This is a genomic window from Commensalibacter melissae, from assembly GCF_009734185.1.
Lineage (GTDB): Bacteria > Pseudomonadota > Alphaproteobacteria > Acetobacterales > Acetobacteraceae > Commensalibacter > Commensalibacter melissae.
Window position 1 is genome coordinate 850,977 of sequence record NZ_CP046393.1, and the last position, 22,510, is coordinate 873,486.

Sequence of the window (22,510 nt, forward strand, 5' to 3'; positions counted from 1 at the left end):
AAAATACGTGACATTGGCTAAACACAAATTGCCTGTTATTGTGATCGCGGGTCGTCCTAATGTCGGTAAATCGACATTATTCAATCGGCTGGCGGGAAGACGCTTTGCAATTGTAAGCGATCAGCCGGGGGTGACACGAGATCGGAAATCAGTTGACATTCTTCTAAACGATCGCTCCGTTACCTTAATTGATACGGCTGGATGGGAAGAGGATGATCCCGAAACTGTTCATGGTCGTATGCGTATATCCTCCGAACGGGCGGTTGATATGGCAGATGTGATTCTTTTTTGTGTTGATGCCAGAATGGGTATAACACCTGTTGATGAACATTTTGCTCAATGGTTGAGAAAACAGGGGCGTAAAATTCTTTTGGTTGTGAATAAGGCCGAAGGTCATTCCGGAAATGTAGCCGCCTTGGAAATGTATAAATTTGGTTTTGGGGAACCCATTCCTGTTTCTGCAGAGCATGGTGAAGGTATCATGGATCTTGTAGACCGGATTGAGGTGGAGCTTCCAATTGAACAGTTCCAGGATAATTCGGCATTAAATATATCATTGGAAAACTCTGAAGATAAACCATTGAGATTGGCAATTGTGGGACGTCCCAATGCCGGCAAATCAACTTTGATCAATCAATTGATAGGGGAGCAGCGTGTAATTACCGGGCCGGAAGCTGGATTAACGCGGGATTCAATTTCAGTATCCTTTCATGATGAAAAAGGGGAAATTGAATTGGTTGATACCGCCGGATTGAGGAGAAAAGCCAGAATTGATGAAACACTTGAAAAAATGTCTGTCTCTGCCAGTATTGAAGCCCTTAAAATGGCCGAAGTGGTTGTATTGGTTATTGATGCTGAATTGGGTATTCATGAACAGGATTTACAAATTGCCCGTCTAATTGAAAGAGAAGGACGTTGTTGCGTTATTGCGCTTAATAAGTGGGATATTTTAAAGGATAGGGTGGCTACCCGCCAGACTATAAGAGATAGAATTGAGATGTCGCTTTCACAAATGCATGGCATTCCTATCATTGCTTTTTCAGCTCTTACAGGTCGAGGGGTTCATAAATTAATACCTGCGGTTCGAAAAGCCTATGATATTTGGAACAAACGTATTCCGACAGGGGAATTGAACCGTTGGTTTGAAGAGGCTATTTTGAGGCATGCCCCTCCCATGATTGATGGACGCAGATTAAAATTACGTTACATCACGCAAACCAAGGCCCGACCACCAACCTTCATATTATTTGGAACTAGAACTTCAAAACTTCCCCTGGATTATCAGAGATATTTGATGAACGGTTTGCGTGAAATTTTCGATATGCCTGGAACGCCAATCCGTTTGCAATTCAGAGATAGCAAGAATCCATATATTCATGAAAAACAATGAAACTCAAAAAACACATTTTTAAAATTATTTTGTAATAAATATAAAAAATCTTCATACTTTTGCCTAAAACTTTGATAAAATTGAACTAAGTGATAAAAGAGTCCAAACCTTTTATTGCTTTTCAATAAAGAAAGGATGGCTTTTTATGTTTAATAAGAAAATGTTAACTTCTCTGGTTGTTGCCGGCGGTCTAAGCCTTGGCAGTATGGTATCCGCAATGGCCCAACCTGTTGGAATGGCACCTCCACCTCCACCTCCCGGTGGCATATTTGGGCCTGCGGTTGGTCCATTGGGATACATGTTCGAAAATCTTAATCTTAGCGCCGAACAACAGGCAAAAGCCAAGGTAATCGTCGATAGTGCTCGATTAAAGGAAGAAACCACTCGTCAGCAAGTTGAGGCTGTACATAGAGATATGGCAAATGCTTTATTGGCACCTGGTAAAGTAACAAAAGGAAATCTTGATCCATTTGTGGATAAATTGGAAAAACTTCACAGAGAAACTGCTGAAAATCATACCAAGACATTACTTGCCCTTCGTAACATTTTGACGCCAGACCAGTTGGTTCAGTTAAAAGCGCGTATTATCAAGATGAAGGATATTCATGGTCAAATGCAGTTATTGCGTGGACAGATGCGTCAAACAGCAACAAATGGAACCGCAGCACCAATGGTTGCTCCTAACCAAGCTCAATAATAATCAATAATTAGCTGAAGCTTTTTATAAGAAGCATGGTGACAAATAGAATTGAACAACATGCTTCTTATTAAACGATTATTCAATTGACAACCAATTAAAAATCAGGTTAATTCTATTTTTTAGATTAAGAAACGTTACCTCACGAAGGCTCGTGCAGTAACGCGCTATTTATTGTGTAAATGTAAGGAAAAAACGTGTTTAACCGTTTATCTGGTAAACTTTCTGGCGTATTTGACGGACTTTCGAAACGGGGGGCATTGTCTCAGGAAGACGTTAATGAGGCCATGCGTGAGATCCGTTTGGCAATGCTTGATGCCGACGTTGCTTTGCCTGTCGTCAAGGAATTTGTTAAAAAGGTTCAGGAAAAATCTGTTGGTCAGGAAGTCTTGCACAATATTTCACCTGGTCAGGCAATTGCCAAAATTGTAAATGATGCATTGATTGATGCATTGGGTGGATCAGGTGCTGTACCTCTTGCATTGAATGCTGCGCCACCTATTCCTTATTTGATGGTGGGTTTGCAAGGATCTGGTAAAACCACGACTTCGGCAAAGATTGCATATTTCCTAAATCGTCGTGAACGCAAGAAAATATTGCTTGCCAGTTTGGATACCTATCGTCCTGCCGCTCAATTGCAATTGCAGCAATTGGCCAATCAGATACGCGTAACTGCATTACCAATTATCGAGGGACAAAATCCATTGCAAATTGCCAAACGGGCCATAGAGATCGGCCGTTTAGAGGGATATGATATTGTTATCCTGGATACAGCTGGACGTTTGGCGATTGATGATGTTTTGATGCAGGAGGTTCAAAATATCAGAGATGCGGTTCAGCCTGTTGAAACCCTTCTTGTCGTTGATGCTATGACAGGGCAAGATGCGGTTAACACAGCCAAGCATTTTAATGAGAAAGTTGGGATTACGGGTGTTGTTATGACCCGTATGGATGGGGATGCACGAGGTGGTGCCGCATTATCAATGCGGGCAATTACTGGCGCCCCAATCAAGCTGGTTGGTATGGGTGAAAAGGTTGATGCATTACAGGAATTCTATCCCGAACGTGTCGCCAGCCGTATTCTGGGATTGGGAGATATAGCGGGGCTGGTTGAAAAAGCTTCTGAAACTCTCGATATAGAGGAAAATGAACGTCTTGCCAAGAAGATGCTCAAGGGAAAATTTGATTTGAATGATTATTCGACTCAAATTTCACAGATAAATAAAATGGGATCAATTTCCAACATTATGGACATGATCCCAGGTATGGGAAAAGTTAAAGAAAAACTTGGTAATAAAGAGATAGACACCTCGATTCTTAAACGTCATCAGGCCATTATTTCATCAATGACTAAGGCCGAACGCAAAAAGCCTGATATTATTAAGGCATCTCGTAAAAAAAGGATTGCGGCAGGATCGGGGACAACAGTTCAGGAAGTCAATCGGTTGTTAAAACAATATGATCAGATGGCTTCCATGATGAAGCGGTTTAACAAGCTGGGCGTTAAAGGTTTAATGCGACAGGGGTTATCTGCTCTTTTACCTAAAGGAATGACGCCTCCACCTGGTGGTGGGATGATGCGTTAGTTTCTTTCATTAATGGCTAGAATCTGGAGAAAAAGAATCAATGAGCCTTAAAATCCGTTTATCCCGTTCAGGGTCAAAAAAACGTCCATACTATCACATAGTTATTGCTGATAGCCGTTCACCTCGGGATGGACGTTTTATTGAAAAAGTGGGTTCTTATAACCCCATGCTTCCTTCCGATCATGCTGAAAGAGTTCGTTTGTTTAATGAACGGATTAGTTATTGGTTGACAAAAGGGGCACAGGCAACCGATCGTGTTGCACGTTTTTTGGCAAATGCTGGTTTGGCGGAAAAATTTGTCTATAACGAACAGCCTCAGAAGTCTGCGCCGAAGAAAAAGGCCCAGGAACGTGCTGAAGCCGCAGCTAAGAAAAAAGAAGAAGCTGAAGCTGAGGCTTAATTGTTGATTATTGAATAAGGTTGCCCCTTTGATGAAAAGACAGTTGGTTCATGTTGCAACGATCGGGAAACCCCATGGCGTTAACGGGCTGGTAAGGGTTTATTCGTATCTGGAAAAGGCAACAAATCTACAAAATTACAAGGAACTGATTGATAATCATGGGGAGCGCTGGTCTTTAATCTGGAAAAATGAACCAATTGCCATCCTTTATGATGGAAATAAAAATCCTGTTGATTCCAGAACAAATGCCGAACATCTGACAAACCGTAAGTTATACGTAACAAGAGATTCTTTTTCAGATTTGGAAGAAGAGGAATTCTATTTGGTAGATTTAATTGGTTTGCAGGCTCGTGTTCAGAAAATTAATCAGCAAAAGGAAGCGTTTGGTATCATTGATCATGTCCATGATTATGGTGCGGGTACCAGTCTTGAAATCAAACTGGATTCCAAAGAAATCATTATTGTTCCTTTTACAAAGCAATGTGTACCGGTAATTGATCTTGAAGCGGGATGGGTAAAAATCTGTTTACCTCATTTTATTGAGGTTTCACCTAATGAAGGTAATAAGGGAAATGTGTTGGCAGATTGAATTGTTGACTTTATTTCCTGAGATGTTTCCCGGCTTTTTGGAATTTTCCCTGGCGGGCAAAGCATTAAAAGAGGAAAAATGGACTTTGAAAACGCATGATTTGCGTCAGTTTGGTCATGGCAAACATAAGGCTGTTGATGATACGCCGTTTGGTGGTGGGGCAGGAATGGTTATTCGAGTGGATATACTTGATGCTGCCTTACAGGCTACTTTACCGCAGGATGATCGTCCAGTTGTTTATTTTTCGCCGCGAGGACGTGTATTGCAACAAAAAGATATTCTGCGGTTTGTATCAGGGAGTGGTTTATATTGTATTTGTGGTCGCTATGAAGGGATTGATGATCGGATATTTCAAAAATATTCAATAGAGGAGATTTCTATTGGAGATTACATTCTTTCTGGTGGTGAGCCTGCCGCACTTGTTTTAATGGATGCCTGCATACGTCTGTTACCTGGTGTTATGGGATCTGATACCAGTGGGGAAGAAGAAAGTTTTTCTGAAGGTCTTTTGGAATATCCGCATTATACGAAACCTGCCAAGTGGCAGGGATATGACGTGCCCGAGATTTTACTTTCAGGACATCATGGGGCAATTGCTGCATGGCGTCAAGAACAGGCTGAAATGGTGACCAGAATGCGCAGACCAGATTTGTGGGACAGTTACCAGCGTAACAGTAACCTTAAAAATAATGACTGAATTTATATATTGTTAAAGGAAAAGATGATGGATATTATTCAAAAATATGAGGTTGACGAAATTGCTCGTTTAACAGCAGATCGTGCCATTCCTGAATTTTTCCCTGGGGATACAGTACGAGTTGATGTTCGTGTTGTTGAAGGGGAACGTAAACGTGTTCAGGCTTATGAGGGTGTCGTAATTGCACGTTCAAATAAGGGACTAAATAGTAATTTTACCGTTCGTAAAATTTCAAATGGTGAAGGAGTGGAACGTGTATTTCCTCTTTATTCTCCAACAATTTCTGCGATTACGGTTGTCCGTCATGGTCATGTCCGTCGCGCAAAACTATATTATTTGCGTGGTCGTAGCGGTAAGTCAGCCCGTATTGCAGAACGTAATCGCGATGTTAATAAAAAAACAGAATCTGTTTAACAGGTTGAACTGATTTTTTATTTTATATTCTGATAATTTATAAAAATTATCAGAATAAATTATTTTAGTTTCTTGATATTTTGGATATATAAACTTATTGAATATAAAATTTTAAAAGGATAAAAAAATGAAAGCTCGTACTTTGTTTGATAAGTTGTGGGATAGTCACGTGGTAAAACAACTTCCAAATGGTACGGCACTCCTTTATATTGACCGTCACTTAATTCATGAGGTTACTAGCCCGCAGGCATTTGAAGGGTTACGGTTGGCTGGACGTAAAATTCACAGTCCGGAAGCGATGATGGCAGTTATTGATCACAATGTTCCCACAACAGATCGGGATAAACCGATGGAGGAAGGAGAAAGTCGTCATCAGATAGAAGTTTTAGAGAAAAATGTTAGGGAATTTGATGTCCCATTCATTCCATTAAAATCTGCCCGTCAGGGGATCGTCCATGTTGTTGGACCCGAGGAAGGGATAACATTACCAGGTATGACTATTGTTTGTGGTGACAGTCATACTTCTACCCATGGTGCATTTGGTTCGCTTGCTTTTGGTATCGGAACTTCAGAAGTTGAACATGTGATGGCAACCCAAACTTTGCTACAAAAACCAGCCAAAAATTTTAAGATTAATATTGAAGGTAAATTAAAACCAGGTGTAAGTGCGAAAGATATTATTCTTGCTGTTATAGGAAGAATTGGTACAGCTGGTGGAACAGAACATGTAATAGAATTTACTGGTTCAGCGGTAAGAAATCTTGATATGGCGGGGCGGATGACCTTGTGCAACATGGCTATTGAAGCTGGTGCCAGAGCCGGGATCATAGCACCTGATGAAGTTACTTTTGAATATATTAAGGGGCGTCCATTTGCACCAAAAGGGAAAAATTTTGATGACGCTGTAGCTTACTGGAAAAGTTTGGTTTCTGATGATGGGGCGCATTATGATAAAGTTGTAGATATAGACGTCAACAATCTTGATCCTATGGTAACATGGGGAACAAGTCCAGAAGATGTGATATCTATTAAAGATAAAGTGCCAGATCCAGAAAAATTGAAGGATGAATCTCAACGTAAAAGAAAAAAACGTATGCTGAACTATATGGATCTGAAAGTTGGTCAACCGATTGCCGGTACAAAAATTGATGCTGTTTTTATAGGCTCTTGTACAAATAGTCGTATAGAAGATTTTCGGGCTGCGGCATATATTCTTAAAGGGCATAAAATTGCAGATCATGTCTGGGGACTGGCTGTACCCGGGTCTGGATTAATTAAGAAACAAGCTGAATCCGAAGGATTGGATAAAATATTCAAAGAGGCAGGTTTTGAATGGCGTGAAGCTGGTTGTTCCATGTGTTTGGCAATGAATCCAGATCGTTTGGAACCAGGACAAAGGTGTGCCTCCACTTCCAATCGTAATTTTGAAGGTCGTCAAGGTCCTGGCAGTAGAACACATTTAGTATCTCCAGCCATGGCTGCCGCTGCTGCAATCAAAGGTGAATTAACGGATGTAAGGGATATGATGTGATGGAAAAATTTGACATTTTGACAGCAATTGCAGCTCCATTACCCGAAGAAAATATTGATACTGATAAAATAATACCGGCTCGTTTTCTTAAAACGACCAAAAGAAGTGGTTTGGGTAAATTCGCTTTCTATTCTTGGCGTTATGATGATAATGGAAATGAACGAAATGATTTTATACTTAATCGTGACCCGTATCGTCAGGCGAAAATTTTAATCAGTTATGAAAATTTTGGTTGTGGTTCGTCTAGGGAACACGCGCCTTGGGCTTTGCTTGATTTTGGAATACGATGTGTAATTGCACCTTCCTTTGCGGATATTTTTTTTAATAATGCATTTAAAAACGGAATATTGCCGATAAAGGTGTCCAGGGAAATTTGTGAACAATTGGTTGAGGATACCAAAATGGGAGCAAATGCTCGTATAACGGTTGATTTGGTACATCAAGAAATTATACGACCTGATGGTGAAAAAATTAAATTTGAAATTGACCCATTACGCCGTCAATTGCTTTTGGAAGGTTTGGATGATATTGGTCAAACCATGCAACATGTTGAATCAATTAGAAATTTTGAAAAAAACAGAAAGGAAAAGCAACCCTGGTTTCCTGAGATAATAATTGATGAACATAATATATAATTAATTCTATTCATAAATGGTTCATTTATTTTACTGAGCCATTTTTTATATTTAATTAATCACAAAACTAGGCATTAGTCTTTAGATTGAATTATTTTATAAGAAAAAATATTTGTCTAAAATTAATTATACAATTTTTTTGCAAACTCATTCTTAACAATAAAAACCAATGTATAAATCAGGTCAAAAATTATTTTTTCAAAATTAAAGCTTTTTTAATTAGGTTATGTAATAGATAATTACATTTTCTTTGTTAAAACTAATAAAGTTAAAAAAAACAATATTTTTAATTATTTTTATTATTGCGAGAATTTTTATGACAAAAGAAAAAAAAATTTTGGTTTTGCCAGGGGACGGGATTGGTCCAGAAATCATGGAACAGGCTGTAAAAGTACTTGAGTGGGTAGATAAAAACTCGACATTATCTTTCAAGCTTGAATATGAAGTGGTTGGAGGTGCATCCATAGATCAAAATGGAATACCATTAACTCAAGAGGTTATTGAAAAAGCAAAAAAAGCTGATGCGGTTCTTTTTGGAGCTGTTGGTGGACCGAAGTGGAATAATATTGATTTTAATAATCGACCTGAATTAGGGATTATTGGTTTACGTAAAGAACTTGGCTTATTTGCCAATTTACGTTCAGCGATTGTTTTTGATTCTCTGATTGAGGCCAGTTCAGTTAAACCTGAGATCATTAAGGGTTTGGATTTAATGATTGTTCGCGAAAGCACAGGAGGCGTTTATTTTGGTTCTCCTAGAGGAATTGAAACATTACCTGACGGAACTCGTAAGGGAATCAATACAGAAGTTTATACAAGTAAAGAAATCGAAAGAATTGCCCGTGTAGCTTTTGAGTTGGCTCGTCAACGCCAAAATCATGTTTGTTCTGTTGATAAATGTAATGTGATGGAAAGCGGTCTTTTATGGAAGGAAGTGGTGACAGAGATTCACCAAAAAGAGTATCCAGATGTCAATTTATCTCATATGTTAGCAGATAATTGTGCAATGCAATTGGTCCGTCAACCCTCACAATTTGATGTTATTCTGACCAGCAATCTTTTTGGGGATATTCTGTCAGATTTGGCTGCCATGCTGACGGGAAGTTTGGGTATGTTGCCTTCAGCTACACTAGGGGAGAAACAGTCAAATGGGGTTATTCCAGCATTGTATGAACCAATTCATGGCAGTGCTCCAGACATAGCTGGACAAGGAAAAGCCAACCCCTTGGCACAAATTCTTTCTTTGGCAATGATGTTGAAATATTCATTTAATGAACAACAAAATTCACGGAAAATCGTAAATGCATGTAAATTTGTATTAAACCAAAATTATCGTACACCGGATATTATGAGTATGGGAAAAAAAGAGGTTAACACGCAAGAGATGGGAAAACTTATTCTTGATCATTTAAATGGAAAAAATTAAAAATATTGAATATAAAGTTTTTAACATAACTTTTGAAAAATTATTATTCATTAGATGAATAAGATCAATTACAACGATATGTAAGGTTATGTTTAGCATAGCAAATGCTGGTAATCAACATTATCAATATAATATTTTGGGTAAATTTAATTCTTATCTAATATTATTTGCTCAATTTAGATTAATGGATTTTTGGTGATAAAAACTTATATTGTAAAATGTAAATTTACTTTAGAATATATCTTATAAAAGAAATATTATTTAATTTCTTTTATAAGAATAAAACTTTTGTGGATTAAAAACCTTCACGTTCCAAACGTTTACGTTCCATTTTACGTGCACGTCTTACAGCTTCTGCAGCCTCACGGGCACGTCGCTCAGAGGGTTTTTCATAATGGCGACGAAGTTTCATTTCACGGAAAATTCCCTCGCGTTGCATTTTCTTTTTTAAAGCTTTCAAAGCTTGATCAACATTATTGTCTCTAACCAAAACCTGCACTTGGCCATCATCTCCTGTTAAAGTTTAAAGTTAAGTAGAAAGGTATATAGTGTATATCAATGTTTATAATTGTTATAAGTTTACCGCAAACATACTCTATTTTATTTAAAAAGAAAATAGATTATTATTGTCTCACGGTTTTCAACTTATATAAAGTTTTTTATTTGTCTCATTCTATAAATTTTGATTTACCTTTATACAAAGCTGGTGAAGAGTTATTATTTCTGCATGAAGATAAAATTCGATTTATGCAAGATATATTTTTTTTTATCCATCATGAAGCCATGTCTATTGTTGAACCAATATTAGATGAATATAGAATTGGGTTGGCTCATTTTCGATTGATGCAATTTATCTGTCATTATCCTGGGATTTCGGTAGGTGAGCTATGTTCAATGCTTGGAATTACAAAACAAAGTTTGAATCGCGTATTAAGAGAAACGCTTGAACAAGATTTTGTCTATTTTCAGCAAACTCCCACAGATCGCAGGAAAAAAGTGTTATTCTTGACAAAAAAAGGAAAAAAACTAGAGGAGGAACTTTTTAGTCTTCAACGCAAACAATTTGTTCGCGCTTTTAGAGAGGTTTCCAATAATACATATATAGAAGGATTCCAGCGTATATTATATGGTATGATCAGTAAAAAATCCAAAAAAATGCTAGAAAATCTTACCATTCGTAAAATCAAAGATAAAAATAATGTCGGAAAATAACAAATCACCAAACGAAAAAGATATTTTACATATTTTAGTTATCGATGATGATCCGCGTTTACGCCGGTTGTTACAGCGTTATTTAAGTGAAAATGGTTTCCGGATCAGTGGAGCGGAATCGGCATATGAGGCACGTCAAATGTTAAAGTTTTTGCAACCTGATGCATTGGTACTGGATGTTACTATGCCAGGTGAGGATGGTTTGCAATTGACACATTCCCTTCGCGAGGAAGGCAAGGATATGCCGATCATCCTTTTGACAGCCAGGGGAGAACCGGAAGATCGCATAGCTGGATTAGAAGCTGGTGCAGATGATTATTTGGGAAAACCTTTCGAACCCAAAGAGTTGTTGCTTCGGCTGAAAATTCAGTTTCGCCGATTGACGCAACCCATTGCAGCGGAAAATATACGTTTAATTCGTCTTGGAAATATGGAGTTTGACCCTGTTCGAAATTTGTTATGCGATAAAAATGGTATTATTCATTTAACAGGGGGGGAGATAGCTTTGTTAAGGGTATTGGCGGCGCAACCTAATGAAATTTTATCTCGTGAGGAAATCGTTCAAAAAATTGGAATGGAGGAAATTGGTGAGCGTGCTGTTGATGTTCAAGTAACAAGGTTACGAAGACGTATTGAGACGGACCCTCGACAACCGCAATTTTTACATACCGTAAGGGGTAAAGGGTATGTTTTAAAACCTGGATATTGAAAAATTCATTAATAACAGAAAATATAATTGTGAAAAATTCATATACGAATTTAAAAATTCCAAATTATTTTATAAATCGTAAATTTATCGTTGATCGCACTGTACGACGAATTCTGCCGCGTTCCTTATTTAGTCGTTCACTTTTGATGATTTTAATTCCATTGATTGTTACGCAAACAATTTCACTGGAATTGTTTTATGGTAATTATCTTAGTACTGTTTCTCGTCGTTTGACAGATACTGTTGGCAGTGAGGTTGAGTTCATCGTAAATCAGTTTAATCAAACTAATTCGAGAGTAAAATATAATCAGATTATTGAGGATGCACAAAAATATTTTCAATACTCGATTACCTGGCGCAAAGGTCAAATATTTCTTGGGAACTCAAGGAAAAAATCGAATATTATCGGGCCTGTTGATGAGCTTCTCAATCAAACCCTGTCGGATCGACTTGATGAACGGTTTGTTGTTGACTGGTTCAGTGTAAAAGATCAGGTCAAGATATCCATAGAATTAAAAAAAAGTGTAGTGGACATCCTAATACCTAAAAAAAAATTAACGGCTGGTAGTGTTTGGCTTTTTATTTTCTGGATTGTGGGAAGTGCGTTGGTTTTGTTTATAATGACTTCTGTTTTTGCGTGGATACAGTTCAGGGCCATTCGAAGATTATCCAGATCTGTTGAAAAATTTGGTAAAGGGATTGATCCAGGTAATTTACATCCTGATGGTTCAAGAGAATTAAGAAATGCAGCAATTGCCTTTAATGTCATGCGTGAAAGAATTTTAAGATATGTTAAACAACGTACTGTTATATTGGCAAGCGTTTCCCATGATTTGAGAACGCCTTTGACCCGATTAAGGCTTAGTTTAGCCATGCTCCCTCAAAAAGGAATGTTTAATGCTGAGGAACAGGTTCAGGATATTTTGGAAATGATTACCGACATTGAGGAAATGGAACAAATGATTTCTGCTTATCTTTCCTTTGCAAGGGGTGAAGGAACGGAAGAACCGGTTTCAACAGATGTTTCTCAGTTAATTAAAGATTGTGTTGCAGCAGCATCTCGGGCTGATACACGATTTTTGTCAGTTGAAATTGATCATGACCTGCCAGATTTGATTATTAGACCTCATAGTATACGTCGAGTTTTTTCCAATATTTTAGATAATGCTAAAAGATATGGGGGTGATGTAAAACTAAGGGTTCATATGAAAGGAAAAGGAATACAATTCATCATCGATGATGACGGTCCAGGAATAGAAATCGAAAGAAGAGAAAGTGTATTCACGCCATTTGAGACAGGTAATAGACAAAAAGGAACCGGATTGGGACTGTCTATTGCGAAAAATATAATTCAGGGACATGGTGGTGATATAAAATTAGAAACCAGCCCATTGGGAGGGCTGAGAGTAATGATATTTATACCCAGATAGTTTTATGGCAATGTATTTCCTGAGCTGCCAGGTCCACCCGTTGTAAGTGGATTGCTTGAGAAAGGACCACCATTACTGTTCGGTCCAAAGGTACTTCCAAGTCCCATTGCACTTAGTGGAGAGTATTTGCCAATATTTCCTAATAATTGCTGGAAAAAATTAGTTTTTGTTCCAGGAGTTGGAGTTACCTCTGATACCATGCTGACATTTTTAGCGTCTCTTTTACCCAATTCTTGAATTTTTGTTAATGTCCCACTTTCATTAAAATATAAGGAGAGCACTTTTTGTTTTTTTATTCCTGGATAGGAAAGCGGGACAAGATGAGTCATCATCGATATGTAAATCCAGTTATTATTATTAAATGTCGCGTAGGTTGTAGGAGATCCCAAAATGTCGATAACATCTGATTTACTGGTACTGCCAACTTTTAATGCAGAAAGGTCATTTTTTTCAATTATTGTTCCTCTTGGCATTGGAGGGGGGGAGAGAACTGAGCAGGCGGAAAATAATAGGCTGCAAGAGATTAAGGAACCTAAAATAATATTCTTGCTTGTTTTTTGCTTAAATTGAGGACAGGATTTATTTTTAAGAAGGGATACAAGAGGTTTTTTGTTGAAGCTGGAAGGCATAATGAATACATGATCCTCAAGTTAAACGAAAAATTAATCTTATAATTAAAGAGGTATTGTAGTTTAAATTAAACTGCAACAAAAAAAAACATTAGAAAGAAAAAAATGAATAGCTGTTGCGAGTTTTCAAAAAAAATATTTATCAATCAAATACAAAAAAAAGAATTCAGGATTACCATTGAAGCGGATAAATCAGAAAGAAAGGCTTTGGCTGAGCGGTTTTCAATTCCTGAAATTCTTTCTTTGTCATGTTTTTATAAATTGGCTTATTTTCATGGTGGTCATATAAGGGCGCAGGGAATACTAAAAAGCAGCATAATACAAAATTGTGTTGTTTCCCTAGAGGATTTTCCGGTTGATATCGAAGATGGATTTGAGTTGATTTTTATACCTTTGTCTCAAGTTTCAAGTGAACTGGAGGAGCTGGATGATCCAGATATCATTCCTTATGATAATGACTATATTGACATTGGAGAGGTGACTGCACAGCAACTGGCATTATTACTGGATCCTTATCCTCATAAGCCTAATGTTGAAAAAAAACTGATAATTAAAGAGAAAGATTTGGAAATACAAGGGATAAAACGTAAAAAGGACAGTCCATTTAAAATTTTGGAAAAATTGAAAAAAGGTTAAAAAATTGTTTTTTCATAATATATTTGTATATTAATATTCTTGTTATTTTAATCAATTAAAGTATATTGTTTTTCAAAAGTGTTAGGTAAATCTTGACATGCTTTTTCAAGCTTGCTTAAAAGCTGATATTCTGTTAGACAGGTTGCTTCAATTTGAATGTTGAATCATGTCGAATGAAATTGGTTATATTGGTTAAATTATTAAATAAATTAGGATAGGAGGGATCCCATGGCTGTTCCAAAGAAGAAAACGTCACCATCACGTCGTGGAATGCGTCGTAGTCATCATGCTTTACGCACTGAGGCTTATGGTGAATGTGCAAATTGTGGTGAACTGAAACGTCCACATCATGTGTGTAGCCACTGTGGCTATTATGATGGTCGTGAAGTCGTCGCTGCCGGAGATGCTTTGAAGACCGCAGTATATCAATAAGACTGGAAAGCGTATTATAAATACCAATAACAACATTTTGGTGTTAAGTTTAATGGTTTTTATAAATTGTAACTGTATTTATGACTGCAGAATCAGATATTCAAACGAAGCCTCAATATGATCTTGCGATTGATGCAATGGGGGGAGATCATGCCCCTGAAATTGTTATTAAGGGTCTTGAGATTACAGCCGTTAGACATCCAGAAGCAAAAATACTGTTAATCGGAGATAAAGAAAAATTGTCTCCGTTAATAAAAACATATTCCAAGGCAGCCAAAATATGCGATGTTCAGCATACAGACGTGGCTGTTCCAATGGAAATGAAACCTACTTCCGCTTTGAAACTACGAAATTCATCGATGCGTCTTGCCATGCAAAGTGTTGCATCGCAACAAGCCAAAGGGGTTGTTTCTGCCGGAAACAGTGGTGCAATGTTAGCACTGGCACAGGTTATCGTTAAAACGATGCCTGGTATTGCACGCCCGGCAATGGCTGCGATTACTCCAACAGCTAAAGGTGATATTGTAATGTTAGATCTGGGGGCGAATGTTTCCTGTGACAGTCGAAACCTGGTTGATTTTGCCATAATGGGTAACGCTTTTGCAAAAGCTGTGCTTGGTTTACCTAAACCCACGATTGGACTTTTAAATGTTGGTTCAGAAGAATTGAAGGGTGATGATCGTCTTAGAAATGCAGCCGAAGTGTTGCGGAATAGTCCTTTGTCCGGACAATTTTATGGGTTTGTAGAGGGACATGATATAACGGCAGGTACAACAGATGTTGTTGTTACAGATGGATTCACTGGAAATATTGCCTTAAAAACAGGTGAGGGTGCCCTCAAACTCGTTTTTCACCTTTTAAAACAAGTTTACAGTTCTGGCTTGCGGGGAAGGTTGGGTTATCTGTTTGTTCGACCCGGATTGGAACGTATGCGCGAGTGGCTGGATCCCAAACGTTATAATGGGGCAATTTTCGTAGGTCTAAACGGGGTTGTTGTGAAATCTCATGGAGGTACGGATGAAGAAGGTTTTGCATATGCCGTGGATGTTGCGATGGATATGATTAGGCACGGATTTTATGAAGAAATCCTTACGGGTTTATCACAGGTAAATCCACAGTAATAGCGGTTATATTAAATTAAAGGGTTTCTATAGGAATGATTTATCGTTCACAACTTGTTGGATTTGGTGGATATTTACCTAAGCGTATCTTAACAAATGATGATTTGACATTGATGGTAGATACTTCTGATGAGTGGATTCGTGAACGTACAGGTATTTGCGAACGTCATATTGTCTCGGAAGGTGAGACGTGTGTTTCGATGGCTGTTGAGGCAGCAAGGCAGGCAATTGACTATGCAGGGATGAGTGCGCAGGATATTGATGCAATTGTTGTCGCGACTTGTACACCTGACAAAATATTTCCAAGCACTGCGGTTGAAATTCAAAAAGCGCTTGGAATAAAAAAGGCTTTTGGATTTGATGTTTCATCTGCCTGTGCTGGATTTGTATTCGGATTATCAGTTGCAGACAATTTTATCCGTTGTGGACAGGCAAAAAATGTACTGCTGATAGGTAGTGAGGTTTATTCTCGTATTCTGGATTGGAAGGATAGAAGGACCTGCGTTTTATTTGGTGATGGTGCGGGTGCTGTTGTTTTAAGTGCTGTTAACACGGAGACCGAGAGGGGAATTCTTGGATGTTATCTTCATACGGATGGTCAATATGCGGATTTATTATATGTGGAAGGCACACCAGCAAAATTTCAAGATCAATGCTTTTTACGTATGAAAGGACAGGAAGTTTTTCGTCATGCAATAACAAAACTATCCGAGGTTATTGAAGAAGCGCTAAATGATCACAATCTAATATATCGTGATATTGATTGGTTGGTTCCACATCAAGCAAATTTACGGATTATTTCACGTATGGGTGCAAAAATCAAATTACCCCCTGAAAGGGTGATTGTAACTGTTGATCGGCATGCCAATACGTCTGCGGCATCCATACCGTTGGCCTTGAATGAAGCAGTGAGAGATAATCGTATGAAAAAAGGTGATTTAATCGTAATTGAAGCAATAGGAGGCGGTTTAAGTTGGGGGTCTGCATTGGTAAGATTGTAAATATATTTTTAAAAAATTAATTTAAAAATAATACAGAATTTATTTGGTAACACTATTGAATGAATGGTGTTAGACTTGTCATTTCAGTAACGGATTGTAATTATTTTAGACTATGCAAACTTTAACTCGTGCAGGATTAATTGAAAAACTTTATAGTCATATTGGCTTGTCCCGTAGTGAATCAGCTCAATTGCTAGAAACGGTTTTGGAAAAAATCGTTGCAACCCTGGAAAAGGGTGATTCGGTTAAAATCAGTGGATTTGGTACTTTTTCTGTCCGAAGAAAAGGAAACAGAATTGGACGTAATCCTAAAACAGGTGTCGAGGTTGAAATTGAACCCAGATATGTTTTGAGTTTTCGTTCCAGTCAGAAATTGAAAAAAAATGTTAATGAGGGTATGATTAAAAAATCTTCTTGAAAGGATAAATAATGACCCAAGGTAACTCTGTTCAGATTATTAGTCAACCGAATGAAAAAGTAAATCCTGATTCAGACAATAATGGAGTTACCAAAAAGGAACCTGGAGCTTTTCGTACTATTAGTGAAGTGGCTGATGAAATTCATGTACCCCAACATGTTCTACGTTTTTGGGAAACGCGTTTCCCTCAGGTACAACCAATAAAACGAAGTGGTGGTCGTCGTTATTACCGTGTTGAAGATATAACGCTTCTAAAGTATATATCTGAACTTTTATATATCCAAGGATATACAATAAAAGGTGTTCAGCGTCTTTTACAAGAAGAATTATTGAATAATAAAGTTTCGGATAATAAACAATTAAATTTTAAATCGGAATCTGATATATCGATAACAAATGAATCTCAATCCCCAAATGATGATCTGACAAATACAGATGAAAATAATCAGCAAGATTTACGTAAGGAATTGGAAAAATTGAAAAATGAAAAATCAATGCTGATTGATTCATTAAAAAATGTTTTGGTTGAATTGCAAGAATTAAGAAAAATAATAGCTGAGGCTTAATTTTATATTGATCCAAATAAAATTGACTGCTATATGGCTGTATAGATTTGACGGGCAGTAGCGCAGTCTGGTAGCGCATCAGTCTGGGGGACTGGGGGTCGTGGGTTCGAATCCCGCCTGCCCGATATTCGTTAATATTTTCTTTTTTCAGCTGTCCAATTGTTCCATAACATAATTATGGCGGCCATTATCGCTGGACCGATAAATAAACCAATCATACCCCAAGATTCCAGCCCTCCCAAGATACCGATTAATACCCATATAAATGGTAATTTTGTTGAGCCACCAATCAAAGCTGGTCTGATAAAATGATCTGCAATAAAAATAATGATGCAGCCAACAATCAGTATAGTTAAAGCGATCAAATAGGAAACTTGAAAAAAAGCGATAAACGCAACTATACCAATGGCAATCAGGGGGCAAAAGGGGATCATTGCAGCCAAGGCTGTCAATATGCCCAACAATGCCGCATGCGGTATATGCAGAAAATAGTATAGGGTTCCGAGAATGATACCCTGTCCTAGCCCGACCAGAACTAGTCCCGAAACTGTTCCATGAACTGATGAGATCATTTGTTGAGCAATTGTTTCTCCTTGTTTGCCAAACAATCGTCTCGAACCTGATTTGCATTGATGAATAATTGATTCTCCATCTTTAAAAATAAAAAATAAGGTTAAAATTGAAAAGAAAAACAGTAAACCTCTATGAAGGATTTGTGATCCTATTTTTTGTGTAACATATACTCCATGACTTAGATGCAAATTGGAAATTAGTGTCGAGGCAGAAGATGGATCTTCAAGGTTTTCTTTCCACCAGTGAATGATATTATTGTTTATAACTGGGATTTTATTAAGCCACTCGGGTGGTGGTAAACCCTCACGACTAATTTTTATGACCCAACTTATGCCTGTTTGCAAATCTTTTGTCGCTTCAAGTGCTATAAAACCCAAGGGAAGAAGAAAAACCAGGGTAATAAAACAGGAAAAAATAAAGGGTAGTATAAAATTAAATCGTTCATAGGGCCATTTTTGCTTGACAGTTTTGTAAAATGGCCAGCATGCTATGGCAAAGATAATTCCCCAAATCAGGGAAAACAAAAAGGCTTTAATGGTATATAGACCAAATAATATCAATACGATACTTAAACAACTGTGAGCAATAGTTTGATTATGGATTTGCTCTGCCAGTGACAATTGGCGCGAAATTTTTCTATTGATTATATGATCATCTTGGGACACGTTAATTATTCCCCAATATCCGTTATAATTCTTTTTTGATAATGGAAATGGCGAAGGCCTGAATGAAGGCGGCCTCTTTTAAGGCTGTATATCGACCTGCAGCTCCCCCGTGCCCTGAATCCATATTTATTTTCAAAAGCAAGGGATTGGATGATATATTGTGATCTCTTAGTTTTGCAATCCATTTTGATGGTTCCCAATAGGTAACACGGGGATCAGTCAGGCCTCCCATTGCAAGTATGGCAGGATAGTCTTGTTCTTTTATATTATCATAAGGTGAATAACTGGCTATATATTGATATGCTTTTGAATCTTTGAGAGGATTGCCCCATTCTGGCCATTCTGGAGGTGTGAGTGGTAAAGTAATGTCTGACATTGTGTTTAATATGTCTACAAAAGGAACAACGGCAATGATTGCCGCAAAAAGATCAGGGCGTTCATTGGCTATATATCCCATTACCATACCGCCTGCTGATCTTCCGTCAGCAACGATTTTTTTTGGCTGTGTATAATTTTGTTCAACAAGATAATCGGCACAGCAAATAAAATCGGTAAAAGTGTTTATTTTGTTGAAGCGACGCCCCTCCATAAACCAATTCCAACCTTTTTCTGATCCGCCACGAATATGGGCTATGGCATAAATCCACCCTTGTTCAATATAATTCAGTGCTGTTATGGAAAAAACAGGGTCAATGGCATATCCGTATGATCCGTAACCATAAAGAAGAGTTGGGTTTTTACCGTTTAATTCAATATCTTTACGATAGGTCAAGGTCATGGGAATTTTTTCACCGTCGTTTGCAATAGCCCATATCCTTTTTGATTTGTAAAGGCTTGAATTATAACCGCAAGGAATTTTCTGCTGTTTAATGATTTCTTTTTTACCAGTTGGAATATGAAAACGATTCCAGCAACGTGGAGTTGTAGGAGACTGATAACTATATCGTAACCATTCTGTATCATATTCAAGCGTTTCATCCAGGGAAAGAAAGTATGCATCTTCATCACCTGAGATAATTTCATTTTCATCGTTTGTATTGGTGATGATTATTTTTGTATTAACCTCATGACGTTCCAATCTTATAAAATAATTTTTAAACGCCTTGAATTCCATTAGGTAAATATCAGGATTATGATTAATCCAATTTTGCCAATTTTTTCTTTCTATTTTATCCTGTATCAAATTATTCGGTATGGGCAATCGCATGAGTTTAAAATTGTATGCATTATCTTCATTTGTATAGATTATAAAATGATTGTTCCAATCTGTTATTTTGTAAAAAACACCTGTTCGTCTTTTTTTAAAACATATTGCTGCATGTGTGGGGTGTTGTCCCGATATGATCCAGACCTCGCTGGTATCATGATTATTGGCTGTTATATAAATCCATTGGTTGGAAAGACTACGCTCAATATTAATAAAAAAGCCTGAATTTTTCTCTTTATAAACTAGAGTATCTTGAGAAGTGGCTATATGATGTCTGTAAATTGCGGTAGGTCTGCCTTGATCATCGCGATAGACCCAAAATATATACTGACTGCATGGTGAAAAACAGTAAGATCCAGAACAGGGTGAAATAGATTGTGGTAATACATCTCCTGTTTCCAGATTTTTAATTTTTAAATGCCAAATTTCTGAGCCTTGGGTATCTTCAATATAGGCAAAGTATTTATGGTTAGGGCTGTGTGAAACCGAGCCTATTTTATAATAGTCAATAGTACTTGCCTGAATATTTGGATCAATAAGCAATTGTTCTCCAAAATCATGAATTGATTTTCGATAAAAACTCTTATGCTCTTTTCCCTCTTCAAATCGTGAATAATATATCCAGCTACCGTCAGGTAGTTCAGGGCTGCTTTCTTTATCAGCCAATTTTGATTTCAAGGAAAGAAAAAGCTTGTTTTGCAACGGTTTAGTCTGCTGCATTATTTTATTAGCATAATTATTTTCCTGTTCAAGATATTGTTTTATCTCTTTTTTTAGTTTTGAAGGATTGGACAAGACTTCCTGCCAATTATCATCTTTTAACCAGGCATAAGGATCAGTTCTTGTAAATCCCAGTTGTTTTATGATTTTCTCTTTTTTAGGTGCTTTTGGCGGAAGAATTGATGACATAAGCTAGAACATTTCCCCATTTTTAAATAATTTGCATAAGAGATAAGACTATCATATTTTATCTGGATTAATGAAATAATTAATTATTAGAAAATTGATAATTTCAGATTGATAATGTAAATTCTGTATATTTTGATAAATTGTTTTGAAGGTGGTATGAATGTCAGAAAAAAGAGTTTTAATCGTTGGTGCCGGTTTTTCCGGTGCTGTGATTGGCCGTATTCTTGCAGAAAATGACTGGAATGTGCATATTATTGATGAACGATCCCATACTGCTGGAAACTCATACTCCGAACGGGACAAAGATACAGGAGTCATGGTACATATTTACGGTCCCCATATATTTCATACAGATAATGAAGACGTATGGAATTTTGTAAATAAATATTCAGAAATGATGCCCTATGTCAATCGTGTGAAGACCACAGTTAAGGGACAGGTTTTTTCATTACCGATTAATCTGCACACGATTAACCAATTTTTCCAGAAAGCATTATCTCCTGATCAAGCAAAAGAACTTATTGCCGAAAAAGGTGATGAGTCAATTAAAGAGCCTGAGACATTTGAAGAACAGGCTTTGAAATTTGTTGGTAAGGAATTATATGAGGCTTTTTTCAAGGGTTATACCCTTAAGCAATGGGGACTGCATCCCTCTGAATTGCCAGCATCTATCTTAAAGCGTTTACCTGTTCGTTTCAATTATGACGATAATTATTTCAGTCACAAATTTCAGGGAATGCCAAAAAGGGGCTATACAGATTTGGTCGATAATATTCTTGATCATCCTGGAATTAAAATTTCTTTGAATACAGTTTTTGATAAGGAAAAAGCAAAAAATTATAAACATGTATTTTATAGTGGTCCATTGGATGGTTATTTTCATCATCAATATGGTCGTTTAGCATACCGCACCCTGGATTTCGAAAGATTCATATATCAGGGTGATTTTCAGGGAACTGCTGTAATGAATTATGGAGAGGAAAGCGTTCCATATACCCGTATAACAGAGCATAAATATTTTGCTCCTTGGGAAAGTCATGAAGGCTCGGTTTGTTATAGAGAGTATAGCCGTTTATGTACAGAAAAAGATTTGCCTTACTATCCAATACGTCTTGTAGGTGAAATGAATCAGTTGGATCAATATATAGAATTGGCCGAAAAGGAACCTGATATTACATTTGTTGGACGACTGGGAACCTATCGTTATCTTGATATGGATGTAACCATTGCAGAAGCAATAAAAACAGCAAGATTATTTTTGAAATCCATTGAAAATAATGAAAAAATGCCAGTATTTACAGTCAGTATGAAGTAATTCATATTCATATTGCCTAAATCTATCTAAAAAATAATCGCTATTTCAATGTTAAATCGACTTGCTTTAATTTTAGCGATTATAAATTATTCTAATCAAAAATATTTATAGTAAATGGCAATAGTTTATCAAATTTTTTATAATAATTTGTAATTTACGTTATCTTTCGTTATTTATAAAATTTACGTAAAATTGTTTAGATTCATAATTTTTTAGAATTTAAAAAATTTTGAAGAATTCGTAACAGCTTTTGTTTGATTTTTTAAAGTGCTCTATATAGGTTCTTTTGAAGACATACATTAACTATATAGTTTTAAAATCG

The 22,510-nt window shown here is 37.1% G+C and carries 24 protein-coding genes and 1 tRNA gene; 21 read left to right on the top strand and 4 right to left on the bottom strand.

Features of this window, described 5'->3' with window-relative positions; all coding sequences use genetic code 11:
* Positions 1-7 precede the first annotated feature (7 nt).
* The 10 genes from der (at position 8) to leuB (ending at position 9,365) form a co-directional block, all read left to right on the top strand.
* On the top strand, positions 8-1,390 hold the full coding sequence (der, locus tag GN303_RS03775) for a ribosome biogenesis GTPase Der (protein ID WP_231504068.1): 1,383 nt from the start codon (positions 8-10) through the stop codon (positions 1,388-1,390).
* A 145-nt stretch (positions 1,391-1,535) separates the two neighbouring features.
* Positions 1,536-2,087, top strand: a complete 552-nt coding sequence (locus GN303_RS03780) for a Spy/CpxP family protein refolding chaperone (RefSeq protein ID WP_110438901.1) — start codon at positions 1,536-1,538, stop codon at positions 2,085-2,087.
* 197 nt (positions 2,088-2,284) lie between these two features.
* The gene (ffh, locus tag GN303_RS03785) at positions 2,285-3,673 is read left to right on the top strand and encodes a signal recognition particle protein (protein ID WP_110438902.1); all 1,389 of its coding nucleotides are present in this window, start codon (positions 2,285-2,287) and stop codon (positions 3,671-3,673) included.
* 40 nt (positions 3,674-3,713) lie between these two features.
* The gene (gene rpsP, locus GN303_RS03790) at positions 3,714-4,073 is read left to right on the top strand and encodes a 30S ribosomal protein S16 (RefSeq protein ID WP_110438903.1); all 360 of its coding nucleotides are present in this window, start codon (positions 3,714-3,716) and stop codon (positions 4,071-4,073) included.
* A gap of 31 nt (positions 4,074-4,104) precedes the next feature.
* Positions 4,105-4,662 (top strand): ribosome maturation factor RimM, encoded by a 558-nt coding sequence (rimM, locus tag GN303_RS03795; RefSeq protein WP_146206663.1) that lies wholly within the window; start codon positions 4,105-4,107, stop codon positions 4,660-4,662.
* Positions 4,646-5,359, top strand: coding sequence for a tRNA (guanosine(37)-N1)-methyltransferase TrmD (trmD, locus tag GN303_RS03800; protein ID WP_110438905.1), 714 nt, complete (start codon positions 4,646-4,648; stop codon positions 5,357-5,359). Before rimM ends, trmD begins: the two co-directional genes overlap by 17 nt.
* Before the next feature lie 27 nt (positions 5,360-5,386).
* Positions 5,387-5,773 carry a 50S ribosomal protein L19 gene (gene rplS, locus GN303_RS03805; protein WP_110438906.1) on the top strand — a complete coding sequence of 129 codons (387 nt, stop codon included), beginning with the start codon at positions 5,387-5,389 and terminating at the stop codon, positions 5,771-5,773.
* A 127-nt stretch (positions 5,774-5,900) separates the two neighbouring features.
* Positions 5,901-7,304, top strand: coding sequence for a 3-isopropylmalate dehydratase large subunit (leuC, locus tag GN303_RS03810; RefSeq protein WP_110438907.1), 1,404 nt, complete (start codon positions 5,901-5,903; stop codon positions 7,302-7,304).
* Positions 7,304-7,939: a 3-isopropylmalate dehydratase small subunit gene (gene leuD, locus GN303_RS03815; protein WP_110438908.1), complete on the top strand. Its 636-nt coding sequence runs from the start codon at positions 7,304-7,306 to the stop codon at positions 7,937-7,939. Before leuC ends, leuD begins: the two co-directional genes overlap by 1 nt.
* A 316-nt stretch (positions 7,940-8,255) precedes the next feature.
* Positions 8,256-9,365 carry a 3-isopropylmalate dehydrogenase gene (leuB, locus tag GN303_RS03820; protein ID WP_110439015.1) on the top strand — a complete coding sequence of 370 codons (1,110 nt, stop codon included), beginning with the start codon at positions 8,256-8,258 and terminating at the stop codon, positions 9,363-9,365.
* Positions 9,366-9,660: 295 nt separating this feature from the next.
* On the opposite strand, the gene rpsU is transcribed toward leuB, so the two are convergent.
* Positions 9,661-9,864 (bottom strand): 30S ribosomal protein S21, encoded by a 204-nt coding sequence (gene rpsU / locus GN303_RS03825; RefSeq protein WP_084440514.1) that lies wholly within the window; start codon positions 9,862-9,864, stop codon positions 9,661-9,663.
* A 164-nt stretch (positions 9,865-10,028) separates the two neighbouring features.
* Between rpsU and GN303_RS03830 the strand changes: the two genes are divergently transcribed.
* The 3 genes from GN303_RS03830 to GN303_RS03840 are packed head-to-tail and all read left to right on the top strand — an operon-like array spanning position 10,029 to position 12,716.
* Complete coding sequence (locus GN303_RS03830; protein ID WP_158523880.1) at positions 10,029-10,577, top strand: MarR family winged helix-turn-helix transcriptional regulator; 549 nt, start codon at positions 10,029-10,031, stop codon at positions 10,575-10,577.
* Positions 10,564-11,286, top strand: a complete 723-nt coding sequence (locus tag GN303_RS03835; RefSeq protein WP_110438910.1) for a response regulator transcription factor — start codon at positions 10,564-10,566, stop codon at positions 11,284-11,286. Before GN303_RS03830 ends, GN303_RS03835 begins: the two co-directional genes overlap by 14 nt.
* Before the next feature lie 29 nt (positions 11,287-11,315).
* Positions 11,316-12,716: an ATP-binding protein gene (locus GN303_RS03840; protein WP_146206664.1), complete on the top strand. Its 1,401-nt coding sequence runs from the start codon at positions 11,316-11,318 to the stop codon at positions 12,714-12,716.
* 2 nt (positions 12,717-12,718) lie between these two features.
* Here GN303_RS03840 and GN303_RS03845 read toward each other — a convergent pair whose 3' ends face one another.
* Positions 12,719-13,345, bottom strand: a complete 627-nt coding sequence (locus GN303_RS03845; RefSeq protein WP_110438912.1) for an outer membrane protein assembly factor BamE — start codon at positions 13,343-13,345, stop codon at positions 12,719-12,721.
* Between the two features lie 105 nt (positions 13,346-13,450).
* Here GN303_RS03845 and GN303_RS03850 point away from each other — a divergent pair, with 105 nt between their 5' ends.
* The 7 genes from GN303_RS03850 (at position 13,451) to GN303_RS03880 (ending at position 17,644) form a co-directional block, all read left to right on the top strand.
* Positions 13,451-13,981 carry a YceD family protein gene (locus tag GN303_RS03850; RefSeq protein ID WP_110438913.1) on the top strand — a complete coding sequence of 177 codons (531 nt, stop codon included), beginning with the start codon at positions 13,451-13,453 and terminating at the stop codon, positions 13,979-13,981.
* A 228-nt stretch (positions 13,982-14,209) separates the two neighbouring features.
* A complete protein-coding gene (rpmF, locus tag GN303_RS03855; protein ID WP_110438914.1) occupies positions 14,210-14,413 on the top strand; it encodes a 50S ribosomal protein L32 in 204 nt (67 codons plus the stop codon).
* Between the two features lie 80 nt (positions 14,414-14,493).
* The gene (plsX, locus tag GN303_RS03860) at positions 14,494-15,534 is read left to right on the top strand and encodes a phosphate acyltransferase PlsX (protein WP_110438915.1); all 1,041 of its coding nucleotides are present in this window, start codon (positions 14,494-14,496) and stop codon (positions 15,532-15,534) included.
* 35 nt (positions 15,535-15,569) lie between these two features.
* Positions 15,570-16,535 (top strand): beta-ketoacyl-ACP synthase III, encoded by a 966-nt coding sequence (locus GN303_RS03865; protein ID WP_110438916.1) that lies wholly within the window; start codon positions 15,570-15,572, stop codon positions 16,533-16,535.
* A 112-nt stretch (positions 16,536-16,647) separates the two neighbouring features.
* Positions 16,648-16,953 carry an integration host factor subunit alpha gene (locus tag GN303_RS03870; protein WP_110438917.1) on the top strand — a complete coding sequence of 102 codons (306 nt, stop codon included), beginning with the start codon at positions 16,648-16,650 and terminating at the stop codon, positions 16,951-16,953.
* Between the two features lie 11 nt (positions 16,954-16,964).
* The gene (locus tag GN303_RS03875; protein WP_110438918.1) at positions 16,965-17,519 is read left to right on the top strand and encodes a MerR family transcriptional regulator; all 555 of its coding nucleotides are present in this window, start codon (positions 16,965-16,967) and stop codon (positions 17,517-17,519) included.
* A gap of 51 nt (positions 17,520-17,570) precedes the next feature.
* Positions 17,571-17,644 (top strand) — tRNA-Pro (locus GN303_RS03880).
* A gap of 6 nt (positions 17,645-17,650) precedes the next feature.
* Here the strand turns inward: GN303_RS03880 and GN303_RS03885 are convergent.
* Both GN303_RS03885 and GN303_RS03890 read right to left on the bottom strand, forming a co-directional pair.
* Positions 17,651-18,757: an AI-2E family transporter gene (locus GN303_RS03885; RefSeq protein WP_198184922.1), complete on the bottom strand. Its 1,107-nt coding sequence runs from the start codon at positions 18,755-18,757 to the stop codon at positions 17,651-17,653.
* Between the two features lie 22 nt (positions 18,758-18,779).
* Positions 18,780-20,873 (bottom strand): S9 family peptidase, encoded by a 2,094-nt coding sequence (locus GN303_RS03890; protein WP_110438919.1) that lies wholly within the window; start codon positions 20,871-20,873, stop codon positions 18,780-18,782.
* Between the two features lie 160 nt (positions 20,874-21,033).
* Between GN303_RS03890 and glf the strand changes: the two genes are divergently transcribed.
* On the top strand, positions 21,034-22,188 hold the full coding sequence (gene glf, locus GN303_RS03895) for a UDP-galactopyranose mutase (protein ID WP_110438920.1): 1,155 nt from the start codon (positions 21,034-21,036) through the stop codon (positions 22,186-22,188).
* The last annotated feature ends 322 nt before the right edge of the window (positions 22,189-22,510 follow it).